Below are 15,971 nucleotides of genomic sequence, written 5' to 3' on the forward strand. Positions count from 1 at the left end.
TGACACAGCCGTTGTCCCATTCTCTTCAGTTATTGTTAAAAATACCGATAGCCGGAAGACGTCTGCCGACGTTGCTCGCCCACAGTGGTAGCAGGGTATCAAATGGACGGGGTATTCAGGCAAGGGACTTTTGCATATACAGCGGGACAATAATGAAACAAACAATGTCAGACCTCTCCATCTTGCAGAGGGTCTATCTTGGCTTTGCCATCCTGGTGGCCGTGATGGCGGCCACCTCGGTACTCACCTTCCGCAGCCAGAGCGAGCTCAATCAGGCGCTGGATCAGGTCACCCGGCAGACCATGCCGCTGGTGATCGCCAGCAGTCAGACCCAGATCTGCCTGCTCAGCGCCAACAAGTGGCTCACCGACGTGCTGACCGAGCAGGATCTCAAGCAGATCCCGGCCGAAGTGGCCGAGTTGCAGCAGGCCAAGGCGCAGGTCGACCAGACCCTCGCCACCCTTGCCCAACAGGCGGCGGAACACCCGGAGCTGCAGAGTGAGCTCGGCGCGCTCAACCAGCTGGTCAAGGAGTACCTGCAGCTGACCGAGACCCTGCCCACCGAACACCAGGCCCTGCTCACCCGGCTCTACAAGGTGAACCAAGCCAAGGGCCAGTTCCAGGTCAGCCTGCCCCAGTTCAAGAAGAACCTGGGGGACATGATGATCACCATCGACGACAGCTTCATCAAGATGCTCTCCGAGACCCTGACCACCAAGCTCTCCGCCATTGAACTCTCCACCATGGATGCCCTCAACCAGAGCATCCCCGCCCCCATCGAGGCGGCGCTCAAGCGCAACAAGATGCAGATCGAGGGCTTCAACAGCACCATCAAGGATCTGCAGGGGGAGCTCAAGGATTTTGACAACAACATGGGCCACTACGTGCACGGCTTCGTGCGCGACACCACCGCCAGCGACGGCGTGCTGGCCCAGTACCTGGCGCTGATGCAGCAGCAGGAGCGGATGCGCGAGCAGAGCAAGCAGGCCGGCAAGCTCATCGTCAACATCCAGAGCAAGCTCGAGCAGATCACCGCCCAGAGCCAGCAGCTGATGAACAACAGCATCCGCGCCTCCGGCAAGGTACAGACCCAGAGCACCCTCACCCAGGGGGTGGCGCTGGTCATCGCCATCACCATCGCCATCCTGGTGGCCTACACCCTCGGCAAGGCCATTCGCCGTCCGCTCAAGGAGCTGCTGCGGGTGCTGACCGAGGTGACCCAGGGCGACATGACCCAGCGCATCGGTTTTCGCAGCAACAACGAATTCGGCCGGCTCGGCAGCCAGGTCAACCTGCTGATCGAGCAGATGGGCGAGGTGCTGAGCCAGCTCTCCCAGGCCTCCAACCAGCTCAACAACGCCGCCCATGACAACCGCCACACCACCGAATCGGTGCGGGCGGATCTGGAGAAACAGCGCCAGGAGACCGCCTCGGTCGCCGCCGCCATGACCCAGATGGAGGCCTCGGTACGCGAGGTGGCCCAGGCCGCCAACCAGACCCTGGAGCGGGTAATGGACGTGGAGAAAGCCTCAGAGACCGGCCGCAAGGTGATGGCCGGCAACATCACCACCACCCACCAGCTGGCGGGCAAGCTGCAGCAGACCGGCAAAGTGATTGGCGACGTGAGTGCCATGAGCGGACAGATCGGCAACATCCTCGACGTCATTCGCGGCATCGCCGAGCAGACCAACCTGCTGGCCCTCAATGCCGCCATCGAAGCGGCCCGGGCCGGCGAGCAGGGTCGCGGCTTTGCGGTGGTGGCCGACGAGGTGCGCAGCCTGGCCGGGCGCACTGCCCAGTCCACCAGCGAGATCCAGACCATGATCGAAAACCTGCAGCAGGGGGTCGCCAAGGCGGTCACCGTGATGCAGGAGTGCTCCCGCGAGATGGACAGCTGCATGGATCAGAGCTCCCACGCCAACAACGCCATGGAGGAGGTGCAGGGCATAGTGGTGCTCATTAGCGACATGTCGAGCCAGATCGCCTCCGCCGCCGAGCAGCAGCAGGCCACCAGCGCCGACATCGCCAACAACCTCAACCGCATCTCCGACATCTCGGATCTCAACTATCAGGGGATCGAGCGGGTGGCCGAAACCAGCCAGCAGCTCGACTCGCTGGCCGAGCAGCAGGAGAGCCTGGTCAAGCGCTTCCGGCTCAGCGCCTGACGCCCACGCCAGCCCCAGCAACGACAAGGCCCCGCAGATGCGGGGCCTTGTTTTTTTACTGGCAAGCGGCGCGGGATCAGGCGTAGGCGATGGCACCCTTGCCTACCCCTTCATAGGCCACGATCTTGACGAACTTGTCGCCCACGCTCTTCTTCACCTCGCGTGCGATGTAGTGGGCCAGCAGCTCGATGGTGGTGTCGGTGTCGATCATCTCCACCTCAGCCGCCGGCATGGCCAGCTGGAACAGTCCTTGCGGCGCCACATACTTGAAGCCGACGTAGTGTTCGCCAGCCTCTTGCAGGATGGCTTTGGCCTGCTCGCTCAACGCAAGATCGCCGAGGGCCACCCGCTCCTCGTCGGTCCCAAGATAGATGTCGGCCCAGCGCTCGGCCCAGTTCAGCTCAAGCTCCTGGTCACGCTCGCCGTCCACGTGGATCTCGATGGGAGAGCGGTGGCCGTGGGCGATGCGCTGGCAGTTGCCGTCGTGCTTCTTGAGGCCGTGGCTGTAGTGATAGAAGGCGCCGTCGATGGCCTCCTGGCGCAGGGTCAGCGACAAGTCCTTGATGTTGCCCGGCAGCCGCTTGGCCAGCACCGCCAGCAGATAACGGGTGACGGACTCCTTGTCCACCTGCGGCGCCGGAATGAAGGCGAAGCCCTGGCTCGGGCAGCGCAGGTGGATGGAGCGACCGGGCCTCAGCAGATCGACGGTGCTCTCGTCACCGTCCAGCTGGGCCACCTGCACCAGGGGGCTCTCGGTCGGCACCAGCAGCTTGTGATCCACCTCGTCGTCGATGATCGACTTGATCAGTTTCTTGACCCGGCCGAAGTCCAGCAACATGCTCATCTCGTTGAGCTCGCCGCTCATTTCGATGTCCACCAGCCAGCTCTCCCCCACCATACCGCGGCGTTCGCACAGGTAGCTGGAGTCGATCACGGTCAAATCTTTTACAAATAACTTCATCAGTCAGGCCTTGCTACAGAGAAAGGGCGGTTTGCGCTATTATGACCCGCGATTATCGGCAAAGGAACTGGAACCCCCCATGAACAAATTGCTTATCAAGAATGCCACCCTGGTCAACGAAGGCCGCATCTATGCCTCCGACGTGCTGATCGAGGGGGAACGGATTGCCCGCATCGCCCCGGATATCAGTGCCCCCGATGCAGTGGTGATCGATGCCGCGGGCCGTCACCTCATCCCAGGAATGATCGATGATCAGGTCCATTTCCGGGAGCCGGGGCTGACCCACAAGGGGACCATCGCCAGTGAATCCCGGGCCGCCGTGGCCGGTGGCACCACCAGCTTCATGGAAATGCCCAACGTCAATCCCCAGACCACCACCCTCGATGCCCTCGAAGCCAAATACCAGATAGCCGCCAACTCCTCCGCTGCCAACTACAGCTTCTACCTCGGCGCCACCAACGACAACCTAGAAGAGATCAAGAAGCTCGATCCGAAACAGTCCTGCGGCATCAAGATCTTCATGGGTGCCTCTACCGGCAACATGCTGGTGGACAATCAGGAGACCCTGGCCGCCATCTTCCGCGAGAGCCCGGTGATGATCGTCACCCACTGCGAGGACACCCCAACCATCAAGGTGCTGGAAGACGAAGCCCGCGCCAAGTGGGGCGAAGATGTGCCGATGCGCGAGCACGGCCGCATCCGTAGCGCCGACGCCTGCTACAAATCCTCCAGCCTGGCGGTCTCCCTGGCCAAGCAGTACGGCGCCAAGCTGCACGTGCTGCACCTGACCACGGCGAAAGAGCTGTCGCTCTTCACCGCCACCCCGGATCTGAAGGATCTCAAGGACAAGAACATCACCGCCGAGGTGTGCGTTCACCATCTGTTCTTCAACGAGGCGGACTACGATACCCTAGGCAGCCAGATCAAGTGCAACCCGGCGGTGAAGAGCGCCGCCGACCAGCACGCCCTGCTGGATGCGGTACGCAATGACGTGCTCGACATCATCGCCACCGACCACGCCCCCCACACCTGGGAAGAGAAGCAGAACAGCTACTTCAAGGCGCCGTCCGGCGTGCCGCTGGTGCAGCACTCCCTGCTGGCCCTGCTGGAGCTCTATCACAACGGGGTATTCTCGCTGGAGACCATCGTCAAGAAAACCTCCCACGCGGTAGCCGAGCGCTTCCAGGTGCAGGATCGCGGCTACATTCGCGAGGGTTACTTCGCCGACCTGGTGCTGCTGGATCTGGGCAAGCCCTACGTGGTCAACGACAGCAACCTGCTCTACCTGTGCGGCTGGTCGCCCTTCAACGGCTATCGTTTCCACAGCACGGTGGAGATGACCCTGGTCAACGGCCAGATCGCCTGGCAAAACGGCCAGGTCACCAACGAGGTGCTGGGCAAGCGGCTCACCTTCAACCGCTGATCCCTCCCAATCGGTGCCACCGTCACCATCGCACCATCACAGGCCGCCCACCCGGGCGGCCTGCTTGTTTTAAGCGGTTATCAACCCCGTAATGAGCGGATTTTTGGCAAGTGGCGGCACTTTGAGCGCCGATTGTTCGCAAAGCAGGCGAACGCACCGCCGCCGCGGTTTCCTTGTTGACAGGTCGGGTCCATCTCCATAAACTCAGCCCCCGTCAGCTCAGACTGACTTCGTCGGCGTGTAGCGCAGCCAGGTAGCGCACTGTCATGGGGTGTCAGGGGTCGGAGGTTCAAATCCTCTCACGCCGACCATCATTCCCCGAGAAAGGCCTTGTCAAACGACAAGGCCTTTTTTCTTTCAGGCGCGCCACCGCAGGAAACGACCAACCGTTTGTGCCCCCCATGGCTTTGTGCTGTAGTGAAGCCCTCTGCTGCCACCCGGTGATCGAGATGCCCTCTCCCCGTCCCTCTGTTCCCGCCCTGCTGCTGATCTGCCTCTGCACTGCCCTGCTGGTTGGCTGTGCCACCCCTTATCACAGCGAACCCTCGTTCTGGAATGGCCAGACCGGCTTCTCCCAGACCCGGCTCGGGCCGGACAAGTGGCAGCTGGAGTTTGTCGGCAACGATCTGGTGAGCCGGGAAACCGCCCGCAAGTATGTGCTGAAACGGGCGGGCGAAATGGCGCAAGCCGAAGGTTATCAGTGGCTTGAGGTCAACGAGTTGACCCTGCAACGAGATGCGGTCAGAGTGACCCCGAGCCGCCCCATGTTCGGGTTCGATGACGACGAACCGGACCCCTTTCTGGACCTGCGCACCGTGGAACACCGCATCTCGGCACTGCTGGTCTTCACCCTCGCCCATCACGCCAGGAACGACCGCAGCATGAAAGCCGATTATCTCGCGAAAATTAAAATAAACAGCGATTAATACAGGCAAATTGCAAGATCTATATCACATACACCTAATCGCAACATAAAATTCTGCTACAAGGCGCTGGATTTACCCCCCCGGATTAGGCATGCTGCAAGCACACCGGCTGTCAGGAATCTACGGCTCGGATCACAAAAACGGACTGAAGTGGCGCCCTTGCCACTTGAAATGCTTTGCACTCATCAAAACTGGGACCCACCCCATGAAAATGAACAAATTGACGGCTGCCATCCTCATCGCAATGCTGGTTGGCATCCTTACCGGTCAGGGCTATCGCATGTTTGCTCCTGACCAGGCCGCCGGCTTTGCCGACGACATTACCCTGCTGACCGACATCTTCCTGCGCCTGATCAAGATGATCATCGCCCCTCTGGTATTCACCACCCTGGTGGTCGGCATTGCCAAGATGGGCGACACCCGCACCGTGGGTCGCATCGGCGTCAAGACCCTGGGCTGGTTCATGCTCGCCTCCCTGCTGTCGCTGACGCTGGGGTTGATCATGGTCCACCTGATGCAGCCAGGGGTGGGGCTCTCCCTCTCCCTGCCCGATGACACTGCCAGCTCCGGCGTGGTCGCCGGCGCCATCTCCCTCAAGGACTTCGTCACCCACGCCATCCCGAAAAGCGTGGTCGAGGCGATGGCCACCAACGAGATCCTGCAGATCGTGGTGTTCTCCCTCTTCTTCGGACTGGCTGCCGCCGCCCTGGGGGATGCCGCCAAGCCGGTGGTGAAGCTGATGGCCAGCGGCGCCGAGATCATGCTCAAAGTGACCGGCTACGTGATGAACTTCGCCCCGTTTGCGGTGTTTGGCGCCATCGCCGCCATGGTCGCCAAAGAAGGGCTCGGCATCCTGGCCACCTACGGCACCTTCATGGCCCAGTTCTACCTGGCACTGGGTTGCCTCTGGCTGCTGCTGATCGCCATGGGCAGCCTGTTCATCCGCCGCCGCATCCTGACCCTGCTGGCCCTGATCCGCGAGCCCATCCTGCTGGCCTTCTCCACCGCCAGCTCCGAGGCCGCCTATCCGAAAACCCTGGATCGGCTGGAGAAGTTCGGTTGTGACAAGCGCATCGCCAGCTTCGTGCTGCCCATGGGCTACTCCTTCAACCTGGACGGCTCCATGATGTACTGCACCTTCGCGGTGATGTTCATCGCCCAGGCCTACGGCATCGAGCTATCCATGGCCCAGCAGATCACCATGCTGCTGCTGCTGATGGTCACCTCCAAGGGAATGGCCGGCGTACCGCGCGCCTCCCTGGTGGTCATTGCCGCCACCCTCAACCAGTTCCAGATCCCGGAGGCGGGCATCCTGCTGCTACTCGGCATCGACCACTTCCTCGACATGGGCCGCTCCGCCACCAACGTGCTGGGCAATGCCATCGCCGCCAGCGTGGTGGCCAAGAGCGAAGACAGCCTGGGAGAAACCGCGCCGCTCGGCGAGGTGGATACCGCCAAGGCGTGATCCTCACCCTCCCATCAAAACGGCCCGCATCTGCGGGCCGTTTTCTTGTGCCTCATGGCAACAGTGCGGTTCCTAGCACCAGCGCCGCACCCGCTGGCAGTAATTCGCATAGGCCTCACCAAAGCGCCCCTGCAGCGCCCGCTCCTCCGGCACTATCTGCCAGCGGCTGAGCCAGCCCCACAGCAGCAGCGGACCGAGCCACACCAGCAGCCCACCCAGATAACAGGCCAACGCCATGGTCCAGCAGAGCAACCCCAGGTACATGGGATTGCGGCTGACACGAAAGATCCCCCCGGTCACCAGTGTACTGGCCTGCTCAGGGCGCAGCGGCGTGACCGTGGTGCCCTGGCGGCGAAAGCGCAGCACGCCCCCCAGGCCAAACACAGTGCCCAGCATGGCCAGCAACAGGGCCGGCAGCGGCCAGCCACCGTTCACGTCACCCGATCCCCATCCCAGCATGGCTGCCACGATCAGGCCAAACAGCAGCAGCGGTGGTACCCGACACTCAAGACTCATCATCTATTGGCTCCCGGAAGGTGCCACGATCGGCACCTTGCGTTACACTCCCCGGCGGGAAAGCGCCGTGGAAAATTGACAAAGTTCATAATGATAACAATGCCTTGGCTACACTTTATCCCATCTGCATGAAAACGGTCAGCCGCTGACCGTCATGCGCCTCAACCCAAACAATAAAAAAGGAACCACCCCATGCACAAGAAGACACTGCTGGCCACCCTGATCCTGGGCCTGCTGGCCGGTCAGGCCGTCGCAGCCCCCTATCTGCCGCTCGCCAGCGATCATCGCAACGGCGAAGTGCAGACCGCCAGCAATGCCTGGCTGGAGGTTGATCTCGGCGCCTTCGAGCACAACATCCAGACCCTCAAGGATCGCCTCGGCGACAAGGGACCCAAGATCTGCGCCATCATGAAGGCGGACGCCTACGGCCACGGCATCGACCTGCTGGTCCCCTCGGTGGTCAAGGCGGGCATTCCCTGCATCGGTATCGCCAGCAATGAAGAGGCCCGCGTGGCCCGCGAGAAGGGCTTCACCGGCCGCCTGATGCGGGTGCGTGCCGCTACCCCGGCCGAAGTGGAACAGGCCCTGCCCTACAAGATGGAAGAGCTCATCGGCAGCCTGGTGAGTGCCCAGGGCATCGCCGACATCGCCCAGCGCCACCACACCAATATCCCGGTGCATATCGCGCTGAACTCCGCCGGCATGAGCCGCAACGGCATCGATCTGCGTCTGGCTGACGCCAAGGAAGACGCGCTGGCCATGCTCAAGCTCAAGGGGATCACCCCGGTCGGCATCATGACCCACTTCCCGGTGGAGGAAAAAGAGGACGTCAAGATGGGTCTGGCCCAGTTCAAGCTGGACTCCCAGTGGCTGCTGGAAGCGGGCAAGCTGGATCGCAGCAAGATCACCATCCACGCCGCCAACTCCTTCGCCACCCTGGAAGTGCCGGACGCCTACTTCGACATGGTGCGCCCGGGCGGCCTGCTGTACGGTGACTCCATCCCCTCCTACACCGAGTACAAACGGGTGATGGCGTTCAAGACCCAGGTCGCCTCCGTCAACCACTACCCGGCCGGCAACAGCGTCGGTTATGACCGCACCTTCACCCTCAAGCGCGACTCCTGGCTCGCCAACCTGCCGTTGGGCTACTCCGACGGCTATCGCCGGGCGCTGAGCAACAAGGCCTATGTGCTGATCCAGGGCCAGAAGGTACCGGTGGTGGGCAAGACCTCCATGAACACCATCATGGTGGACGTGACTGACCTCAAGGGGGTCAAACCCGGTGACGAGGTGGTGCTGTTTGGCCGCCAGGGTGACGCCGAGGTGAAACAGGCCGATCTCGAGGAGTACAACGGCGCCCTCTTGGCGGACATGTACACCATCTGGGGCTACACCAACCCCAAGAAGATCAAGCGCTAAGCCACTCTTTGCCATAAAAAAGGGCTCCCGCGGGAGCCCTTTTGCTTGTTTGCCAATTATACCGTTTTCTTGCGGGTCACCCAGAGGCTCAGCCCCATGGAGGCCAGCAGGATCAATGCTACAACCCCGAGCGCGATGCCAGTCGGGATCTTGAACACATCCAGCAGCAGCATCTTGACCCCGATAAACATCAGGATCAGTGCCAGACCGTATTTCAGCAGGGCGAAGCGCTCGGCCACCCCGGCCAGCAGGAAGTACATGGCACGCAGACCCATGATGGCGAAGATGTTGGAGGTCAGCACGATGAAGGGATCCGTGGTCACCGCGAAGATGGCCGGAATGCTGTCCACCGCGAAGATGAGATCGCTCACCTCCACCAGCACCAGAATGAGCAGCAGCGGCGTGGCGTAACGTACCCCATCGCGCCAGACGAAAAAATTCCCCCCCTCCAGGGTCTCCGTCACCTTGAAGCGACGCCGCATCCAGCCCAGCAGCGGGTTGTTGGCCAGATCAGGCTCCTTGTCGGCCGCCCACAGCATCTTGATCCCGGTCAGCAGCAGGAAGGCGCCGAACAGATAGAGGATCCAGTGGAACTGCTCGATGAGCCAGCTGCCGGCGAACACCATGCCGGCCCGCATCACGATGGCACCCAGTACCCCGTACAGCAGCACCCGGCGCTGCAGCTCGGCCGGAATGGCAAAGTAGCCGAACAGCATCAACCAGACGAAGACGTTGTCCACCGCCAGCGCCTTCTCGATGAGGTAGCCGGTGAGGAACTCCAGCCCCTTCTGGTTGGCAATTTCACGGCCTGCGCTGTGATCCAGCCAGAGCCAGATGGCCAGGTTGAAGAGGAGCGCCACGCTGATCCAGATGAGGGACCAGATGCCTGCCTCTTTGAGCGACACCTTGTGTGCCTTGCCGCCGCCGACAAAGCGGATATCAATCCACAGCAGGACCAGCACTATGCTGAAGAAACCAGCCCACATCCACCATTCACCCATTTTTCACTTCTCCCAAAAACGACAAAACCCACGGCCGGGAGGCAGTGGGTTCGCGTCTGGAGCAGATACACCTTGCCTCTCGGTAAGGTCTCACTTACAGCCGATTTTCATCGACTGCCCGGCTGCCGGGTGCACTGCAGGATATGGGTGCACCGTAATGACGACAAACCGGCGAGAAGTTACTCCCCTTGTGCGGCGGATAGTAACAGCGGCAAAAGGGAACGCCAAGGGGCATCTTCATCTTCCCCGCAAAAAAATGGGGCGCCACCTGGGCACCCCGTTTTTTCGTTGCGACTCATCCATCAGAGCGGATCGGCCTTGAGGCAGGAGACCGCATGATCGAAGTTGCCCTCGAGCTGGGGCCGGGTCTTGGCGCACTCCGGGCCGGCCACCGGGCAGCGGGTACGAAACACGCAGCCTGAGGGCGGATTCATCGGCGATGGCAGCTCCCCTTCCAGGATCTGGATGGTCTTGCTGCGCTCCAGATCCGGATCTGGAATGGGCACCGCCGACATCAGCGCCTTGGTATAGGGGTGCAAGGGGTTGGCGAAGATCTCCTTGCCGGTCCCCAGCTCCACCGCATTGCCCAGATACATCACCAGCACCCGATCCGAGATGTGCTTGACCACCGACAGGTCGTGGGCGATGAAGATGAGCGACAGCCCCATCTCCTTCTGGATGGACTTGAGCAGGTTCACCACCTGGGCCTGGATCGACACATCCAGCGCCGAGACCGGCTCGTCACAGATGATCATCTTGGGCTCCAGGATCAGCGCCCGGGCGATGCCGATGCGCTGACACTGACCGCCGGAGAACTCGTGGGGGTAGCGGTTGACCAGGTTGGGCAAGAGCCCCACCTTGCTCATCATGGCGCGCACCTTCTCCTTTACCTCCTCCTTCGGCAGGGTCGGGTAGAAGGTGATGAGGGGCTCGGCGATGATATCGCCTATGGTCATGCGCGGGTTGAGGGAGGCCAGCGGATCTTGGAAGATCATCTGGATCTCCTTGCGTTTCTCCCGCAGCGCCTTCTGGTCGAGCTTGGTCAGATCGTTGCCGAGCCACACCACCTTGCCATCGGTAGCCGGCACCAGGCCGATCAGCGCCCGGGCAAAGGTGGATTTGCCGCAACCGGACTCCCCCACCACGCCGAGGGTCTCCCCTTCATACAGGCGCAGGGTCACCCCGTCCACCGCTTTCAGGGCGGAGGGTTTGGCCCAGGGCCAGGCCTTGTCACTCTTGATGCTGAAGTGGACCTTGAGGTCGGACACTTCCAGCAGCAGTTTCTTGTCAGTCCCCATTTAGTTCACTCCCTTGATGATGGCATCCGATACCCAGTGGCAAGCCCGCTCCCGGCCGTCATTGAACGGCGTCAGAACTGGGGATTGCCGGCCGCAAATCTCGCTCACCCGGTGGCAGCGCTCCTGGAAGGGGCAGCCGGTGGGCAGACGCAGCAGGTTGGGCGGATTGCCCGGGATGGTGGGCAGCACTTCCCCTTCGGTATCGAGGCGGGGAATGGCGCGCAGCAAGCCTTCGGTATAGGGGTGGCTCGGGCGATAGAAGATGTCGTTGACCCGGCCGTACTCCATGGTACGGCCGGCGTACATCACCAGCACCTTGTCGCAAATGCCGGCCACCACGCCCAGGTCATGGGTGATCATGATGATAGCGGTGTTGAACTCGCGCTTGAGCTCGTTCATCAGGGTCATGATCTGGGCCTGTACCGTCACGTCCAGCGCCGTGGTCGGCTCGTCGGCGATGAGCAGTTGCGGCCGGCACAACAGCGCCATGGCGATCATCACCCGCTGGCGCATGCCGCCGGAGAACTCGTGCGGGTACATCCCCATCCGCTTGCGCGCCTCGGGGATCTTCACCGCATCCAGCATGCGCACCGACTCCTCGAACGCCTCGGCCTTGCTGACCCCCTTGTGCAGCATCAGCACTTCCATCAGCTGATCCTTCACCTTCATGTAGGGGTTGAGCGAGGTCATGGGGTCCTGGAAGATCATGGCGATCTTCTCGGAGCGGATCTTGTTGAGCTTGTGCTCCGGCAGATTGAGGATCTCGTCGCCCTGAAACTTGGCAGACCCTGTGATGATGCCGTTCTTGGCCAGCAGCCCCATGATGGCGAACGCGGTCTGGGACTTGCCCGAACCGGATTCCCCGACGATGCCCAGGGTCTCGCCGGCAGAGAGAGAGAAGTTGAGGTCGTTGACCGCCACCACATTGCCGTCCGGGGTCTTGAACTCGACCCGCAGATCTTTTACATCCAGTAACTTCATAAAAACTCCTTATCGATCTTTCGTGACGTTTTCCTGTCGATCCGATGCGCTGTCCGCCCGATTGAGCCGCACTGTGCGGCCCTTCGGCGCGTTGTTCCAACGCTCTTTCGCCGCTTTCTCAGCGATCCTTCGGATCGAGGGCGTCACGCAGACCATCCCCGAGGAAGTTGAAGCAAAACAGGGTCACCACCATGAAACCGGCGGGGAACAGGAGTTGCCAGATGGCCACTTCCATCGACTTGGAGCCTTCATCCAGCAGGGCGCCCCAGCTGGTCATGGGCTCTTGCACCCCCAGCCCCAGGAAGCTCAGGAAGGATTCGAACATGATCATGCCCGGCACCAGCAGGGTGGCGTAGACCGCCACTATCCCCAGCACGTTGGGCACGATATGACGGGTGATGATCTTCCACTTGGAGACGCCACAGACATGGGCCGCCTCGATGAACTCCTTGCTCTTGAGGCTCAGGGTCTGGCCGCGGACGATCCGCGCCATGTCGAGCCAGCTCACCGCACCAATGGCGATGAAGATGAGCGCCAGGTTGCGGCCGAAGAAGGTCACCAGCATGATCACGAAGAACATGAAGGGGAAGGCGTTGAGGATCTCAAGGACCCGCATCATCAGGCTGTCGACCCGACCGCCGATGAAACCGGATGCCGCGCCATACAGGGTGCCGATGATGACGGCCACCATGGCCCCCATGATGCCGACCATCAGCGAGATGCGCCCGCCAAGCAGGGTGCGCACGAACAGATCGCGCCCAAGGCTGTCGGTGCCGAACCAGTGGCCGGTTTCCATGTCCGGAGCCGCCTGCATGGCGCCCCAGTCAGGATCGTCAAAGGTGTACTGGGACAGATGGGGCCCCACGATCACCGCCAAGCCGATGATGGAGAGAATGATCAGGCTGGTCAGGGCCGCCTTGTTGCGCAGGAAACGGCGACGGGCATCCTTCCACAGGGAGCGTCCTTCCACCACTTCCACTTTCTGGGCGAACGCCTCGACGGCTTCGCGTTTTTCAGTTGTGACAACCATGATGTACTCCCGGCTTAGTAACGGATCTTGGGATCGATAAAGGCATACAAAATATCGACCACGGCGTTAAAGGTGATGGTGAGGGCACCGACCAGAATGGTCAGACCGAGCACCATGGAGTAATCACGGTTGAGGGCACCGTTGACGAACAGCTGGCCAATCCCCGGCAGGCCGAAGATGGTCTCGATCACCACGGAACCCGTGATGATGCCGACGAAGGCCGGGCCCAGGTAGGAGACCACCGGCAGCATGGCCGGGCGCAGCGCGTGTTTCAGGATGATGTGGCGCAGCGGCAGTCCCTTGGCGCGGGCGGTACGGATGAAGTTGGAGTTCATGGTCTCGATCATGCTGCCCCGCATGATCCGCGAGATGGCGGAGATGTAATACATCATCATGCCGAACACCGGCAGCACCATGAACTGCACGCCACCACCCTGCCAGCCACCGGCCGGGAACCAGCCCAGATGAATACTGAAGAACAGCACCAGCAGGGGCGCCAGCACAAAGCCCGGGATCACCACCCCGGCCATGGCCGACGACATCAACAGGTAGTCGATGACGGTATTCTGTTTGAGGGCGGCAATGGTGCCGAAGGTGACCCCCAGCGTCACCGCAAACAGAAAGGCGAAGGAACCTATCTTGGCGGAAACCGGCAGTGCCTGGCTCACCAGATCATTGACGGTGAAGTCCTTGTACTTGAAGGAAGGACCGAGATCCCCCTGCACCAGGTTGCCCAGATAGGTGAGATATTGCACCCCGATCGGCTTGTCGAGGCCATATTTGGCTTCGATATTGGCCATCACTTCGGGTGGCAGGGTGCGTTCGCTGCTGAAGGGGTTACCCGGCGCGAAACGCATCATGAAGAAGGAGACGGTGATCAAGACCAGCAGAGTCGGGATCGCTTCCAGTAGACGTTTAAAAATGAATTTCAACATAGACAATTCCTGTCCTGTACTGCTTCCAAAGGGTCGCGGTTGTAATAAAGGCCCGCCGTCTGGCGGGCCCTGCTTGTTATGCGACTTGTAACGAAAATCAGTGGGCGATGATGTACATGTCTTTGCTGTACAGGTTGTCCAGCGGGTTGGCCGGATAGCCGCCCACATAGGGCTTGACCATACGGGAAGTCACGTACTGATAGATGGGGGCGATCGGCATATCCTTGGCCAGGATCTCTTCAGCCTGGACGTAGAGCTTGTTGCGCGCCTCGGCATCCACCTGGTTGCGCGACTCGTTCATCAACTTGTCGAACGCCAAGTTGGAGTATTTGCCGTCGTTGTTGCCGTGGGTGGTCTGCATCAGATCCAGCATGGACGAAGCTTCGTTGTAGTCGGCGATCCAGCCGGCACGGCCCACGTCAAACTGACCCTGTTTCTTGGTCTCCAGGTAGGTTTTCCACTCCTGGTTGACCAGGCTCACCTGCACGCCCAGCTTCTTCCACATGGAGGCCACGGCGACCGCCACCTTCTTGTGGTTGTCGTCGGTGTTGTAGAGCAGCTCGAACTTGAGCGGCTTGCCCGGACCAAAACCGGCTTCGGTCAGCAGCTCTTTCGCCTTGGCATCGCGCTCTGCCTGGGTCAACTTGGACCAGGCCGGCGCCACCGGCTTGAAGCCATCCACAAAATCAGGGACCAGGGTGTAGCCCGGGGTTTCCCCCTTGCCCATCACCTTGTCGGCGATCACGTTGCGGTCGATGGCATAGGAGAGCGCGGTACGCACCCGCACGTCATCAAACGGCTTCTTCTTGAAGTTGTACTGGTAGTAGTAGGTACCGACGTAGCCGCTCACCTTCACCTCGTTCGGCAGCTCCTTCTTCATCTGCTTGAAGCGCTCGATGGGCATGTTGTAGGTGAGATCCACTTCGCCAGCCAGGTAACGGTTCAGCTCGGCGTTGGTGGACTGGATCGGCAGATAGGTCACCTTGTTGATGACAGTCTTGGCGTCGTTCCAGTAGTTTTTGTTGCGCTCGACGTCAACGCGCTCGTTGACCACCCAATCCTTCAGCACATAGGCACCGTTGGATACCATGTTGCCGGGCTGGGTCCACTTGTCACCGAACTTCTCGACCACCTTCTTCGGCACCGGGTAGGTAGTGGTGTGGGAGAGCATGCTGACGAAGTAAGGCACCGCCTTCTCCAGCTGTACCTCGAAGGTGTAGTCGTCCACCGCCTTCACGCCCAGCGTATCTGACGGCTTCTTGCCCGCGATGATGTCGGAGGCGTTGACGATGGTCGGGATCTCCAGATACCAGGAGTAGGGAGAGGCGGTTTTCGGATCGACGGCCCGTTTGAAGGCATATTCGAAGTCGTGGGCAGTGACCGGATCCCCGTTGGACCACTTGGCGTTTTTGCGCAGGTGGAAGACGAAGTGTTTGTTGTCCTTGGTTTCCCAGGACTCGGCCATGGCGGGGAGCACTTCACCCTTGGGGCCGGAGGAGACGAGACCTTCGAACAGGTCACGCAGAATATTGGATTCAACCGTTCCTTCGGTTTTGTGCGGGTCGAGAGTGGCGGGCTCGGAGCCGTTGCCTTTCACCAGCTGCTGAACCTCAGCCAGCTTGGTACCTGCGGGCACATCGGCGGCTTGTGCCGCGTTGACACCGCCAAACAGAGCTGCCACCAATAGGGTATTAATCATTGTTTTTTTATGAGTCATTTCCATACTCCACAAGAACATTCCATGCATTTTTCCATCGACGAGATAAGTACCCCGCTGCCAGCATAATTCCCTGACATTTCTGATAATGCAATAGATATCGTCAGGCAGGACTGGACTTCATGGTCAAAAAA

The 15,971-nt window shown here is 60.8% G+C and carries 13 protein-coding genes and 1 tRNA gene; 6 read left to right on the forward strand and 8 right to left on the reverse strand.

Annotation, left to right across the window (positions count from 1 at the left end):
• Window positions 1–164 precede the first annotated feature (164 nt).
• A complete protein-coding gene (locus tag CAK78_RS01220) occupies window positions 165–2,165 on the forward strand; it encodes a methyl-accepting chemotaxis protein (RefSeq protein WP_254924670.1) in 2,001 nt (666 codons plus the stop codon).
• Between the two features lie 76 nt (window positions 2,166–2,241).
• Here CAK78_RS01220 and CAK78_RS01225 read toward each other — a convergent pair whose 3' ends face one another.
• On the reverse strand, window positions 2,242–3,126 hold the full coding sequence (locus CAK78_RS01225; protein ID WP_176452630.1) for a 6-carboxytetrahydropterin synthase: 885 nt from the start codon (window positions 3,124–3,126) through the stop codon (window positions 2,242–2,244).
• A 79-nt stretch (window positions 3,127–3,205) separates the two neighbouring features.
• Here CAK78_RS01225 and CAK78_RS01230 point away from each other — a divergent pair, with 79 nt between their 5' ends.
• From CAK78_RS01230 to CAK78_RS01245, 4 genes are all read left to right on the forward strand, one after another.
• The gene (locus tag CAK78_RS01230) at window positions 3,206–4,549 is read left to right on the forward strand and encodes a dihydroorotase (protein ID WP_017782966.1); all 1,344 of its coding nucleotides are present in this window, start codon (window positions 3,206–3,208) and stop codon (window positions 4,547–4,549) included.
• A 234-nt stretch (window positions 4,550–4,783) separates the two neighbouring features.
• A tRNA-Pro gene (locus CAK78_RS01235) sits at window positions 4,784–4,860 on the forward strand.
• A 90-nt stretch (window positions 4,861–4,950) separates the two neighbouring features.
• Complete coding sequence (locus CAK78_RS01240; protein ID WP_094696110.1) at window positions 4,951–5,475, forward strand: CC0125/CC1285 family lipoprotein; 525 nt, start codon at window positions 4,951–4,953, stop codon at window positions 5,473–5,475.
• Between the two features lie 205 nt (window positions 5,476–5,680).
• Window positions 5,681–6,940 carry a dicarboxylate/amino acid:cation symporter gene (locus tag CAK78_RS01245; RefSeq protein WP_042050658.1) on the forward strand — a complete coding sequence of 420 codons (1,260 nt, stop codon included), beginning with the start codon at window positions 5,681–5,683 and terminating at the stop codon, window positions 6,938–6,940.
• 72 nt (window positions 6,941–7,012) lie between these two features.
• Here CAK78_RS01245 and CAK78_RS01250 read toward each other — a convergent pair whose 3' ends face one another.
• The gene (locus tag CAK78_RS01250; RefSeq protein WP_054544682.1) at window positions 7,013–7,459 is read right to left on the reverse strand and encodes a methyltransferase family protein; all 447 of its coding nucleotides are present in this window, start codon (window positions 7,457–7,459) and stop codon (window positions 7,013–7,015) included.
• A 189-nt stretch (window positions 7,460–7,648) separates the two neighbouring features.
• Between CAK78_RS01250 and alr the strand changes: the two genes are divergently transcribed.
• Window positions 7,649–8,875, forward strand: coding sequence for an alanine racemase (alr, locus tag CAK78_RS01255; protein WP_094696111.1), 1,227 nt, complete (start codon window positions 7,649–7,651; stop codon window positions 8,873–8,875).
• A 56-nt stretch (window positions 8,876–8,931) separates the two neighbouring features.
• Here the strand turns inward: alr and CAK78_RS01260 are convergent, their stop codons facing one another.
• The 6 genes from CAK78_RS01260 to CAK78_RS01285 all read right to left on the reverse strand — a co-directional run bounded on the left by CAK78_RS01260 (window position 8,932) and on the right by CAK78_RS01285 (window position 15,837).
• Entirely contained in the window at window positions 8,932–9,876 is a 945-nt protein-coding gene (locus CAK78_RS01260) for a TerC family protein (RefSeq protein WP_094696112.1), read from the reverse strand.
• Between the two features lie 302 nt (window positions 9,877–10,178).
• On the reverse strand, window positions 10,179–11,174 hold the full coding sequence (gene oppF, locus CAK78_RS01265) for a murein tripeptide/oligopeptide ABC transporter ATP binding protein OppF (protein WP_094696113.1): 996 nt from the start codon (window positions 11,172–11,174) through the stop codon (window positions 10,179–10,181).
• Window positions 11,175–12,155 (reverse strand): ABC transporter ATP-binding protein, encoded by a 981-nt coding sequence (locus CAK78_RS01270; protein ID WP_017786762.1) that lies wholly within the window; start codon window positions 12,153–12,155, stop codon window positions 11,175–11,177.
• Window positions 12,156–12,273: 118 nt separating this feature from the next.
• Entirely contained in the window at window positions 12,274–13,185 is a 912-nt protein-coding gene (gene oppC, locus CAK78_RS01275; RefSeq protein ID WP_094696114.1) for an oligopeptide ABC transporter permease OppC, read from the reverse strand.
• Window positions 13,186–13,199: 14 nt separating this feature from the next.
• Window positions 13,200–14,120 carry an oligopeptide ABC transporter permease OppB gene (gene oppB / locus CAK78_RS01280; protein WP_005302198.1) on the reverse strand — a complete coding sequence of 307 codons (921 nt, stop codon included), beginning with the start codon at window positions 14,118–14,120 and terminating at the stop codon, window positions 13,200–13,202.
• A 97-nt stretch (window positions 14,121–14,217) separates the two neighbouring features.
• Entirely contained in the window at window positions 14,218–15,837 is a 1,620-nt protein-coding gene (locus CAK78_RS01285; RefSeq protein WP_094696116.1) for an ABC transporter substrate-binding protein, read from the reverse strand.
• Between the last annotated feature and the right edge of the window lie 134 nt (window positions 15,838–15,971).

The sequence above is a fragment of the Aeromonas sp. A35_P genome (assembly GCF_002259925.1).
Lineage (GTDB): Bacteria > Pseudomonadota > Gammaproteobacteria > Enterobacterales > Aeromonadaceae > Aeromonas > Aeromonas dhakensis.

Coding starts and splice junctions, on each gene's coding strand:
- CAK78_RS01220 (WP_254924670.1), top strand. CDS start 165: ATGTCAGACCTCTCCATCTTGCAGAGGGTCTATCTTGGCTTTGCCATC.
- CAK78_RS01225 (WP_176452630.1), bottom strand. CDS start 3,126: ATGAAGTTATTTGTAAAAGATTTGACCGTGATCGACTCCAGCTACCTG.
- CAK78_RS01230 (WP_017782966.1), top strand. CDS start 3,206: ATGAACAAATTGCTTATCAAGAATGCCACCCTGGTCAACGAAGGCCGC.
- CAK78_RS01240 (WP_094696110.1), top strand. CDS start 4,951: ATGGCTTTGTGCTGTAGTGAAGCCCTCTGCTGCCACCCGGTGATCGAG.
- CAK78_RS01245 (WP_042050658.1), top strand. CDS start 5,681: ATGAAAATGAACAAATTGACGGCTGCCATCCTCATCGCAATGCTGGTT.
- CAK78_RS01250 (WP_054544682.1), bottom strand. CDS start 7,459: ATGATGAGTCTTGAGTGTCGGGTACCACCGCTGCTGCTGTTTGGCCTG.
- alr (WP_094696111.1), top strand. CDS start 7,649: ATGCACAAGAAGACACTGCTGGCCACCCTGATCCTGGGCCTGCTGGCC.
- CAK78_RS01260 (WP_094696112.1), bottom strand. CDS start 9,876: ATGGGTGAATGGTGGATGTGGGCTGGTTTCTTCAGCATAGTGCTGGTC.
- oppF (WP_094696113.1), bottom strand. CDS start 11,174: ATGGGGACTGACAAGAAACTGCTGCTGGAAGTGTCCGACCTCAAGGTC.
- CAK78_RS01270 (WP_017786762.1), bottom strand. CDS start 12,155: ATGAAGTTACTGGATGTAAAAGATCTGCGGGTCGAGTTCAAGACCCCG.
- oppC (WP_094696114.1), bottom strand. CDS start 13,185: ATGGTTGTCACAACTGAAAAACGCGAAGCCGTCGAGGCGTTCGCCCAG.
- oppB (WP_005302198.1), bottom strand. CDS start 14,120: ATGTTGAAATTCATTTTTAAACGTCTACTGGAAGCGATCCCGACTCTG.
- CAK78_RS01285 (WP_094696116.1), bottom strand. CDS start 15,837: ATGACTCATAAAAAAACAATGATTAATACCCTATTGGTGGCAGCTCTG.